This window comes from Shewanella electrodiphila, assembly GCF_023283985.1.
In the GTDB taxonomy this organism is placed as follows: Bacteria; Pseudomonadota; Gammaproteobacteria; order Enterobacterales; family Shewanellaceae; genus Shewanella; species Shewanella electrodiphila.
On sequence record NZ_JAKIKU010000055.1, the window covers coordinates 1 to 532 of the forward strand.

Consider the following 532-nt stretch of genomic DNA (forward strand, 5'->3'; position numbering starts at 1 on the left):
GGCATCAACAGTCACGCCCGTCACCTCAAGGGTGTTGCCGGCGCTATCGGTAAGAATAAGGGTGACAATGCTATCTTCTGCCACATCGGTGGTGGTACCTGAAATGTCAGCGGTTTCTGCGCCATCGTTAATCACTAATGCAACGTCGATAGAGCCCGCAGTCGCATCCATGTTGTCGGTGTCAGCGTCAGTCACGGTTTGACCGTTTTGGTCGACCGCTTGAGCATCTACCGTAATGTCGCCATCAACTAAGCCTGAAATATCCACGCCATCAATGCTGTAATCGCCATTGGCATCAACGGTCACGCCAGTGATGATTTGCACTGTGCCAGCGCTATCAGTCAGGGTTAGGGTGACTGTGCTGTTTGGCGCCACATCAGTAGTGTTACCTGAAATGTCAGCAGTCTCTGCGCCATCATTGATGGTGAGCGCCACATCAATTGAACCCGCGGTGGCATCCATGTTGTCGGTGTCATCATTAACAACGGTTTGACCGTTTTGGTCCACTGCTGAGGCGTCAACGGTAATGTCG

General features: G+C 52.3%; 1 pseudogene. It reads right to left on the reverse strand.

Annotated features, from left to right (window positions below):
- Window positions 1-532, reverse strand: a pseudogene (locus L2737_RS22270) (retention module-containing protein); the annotation flags it as partial.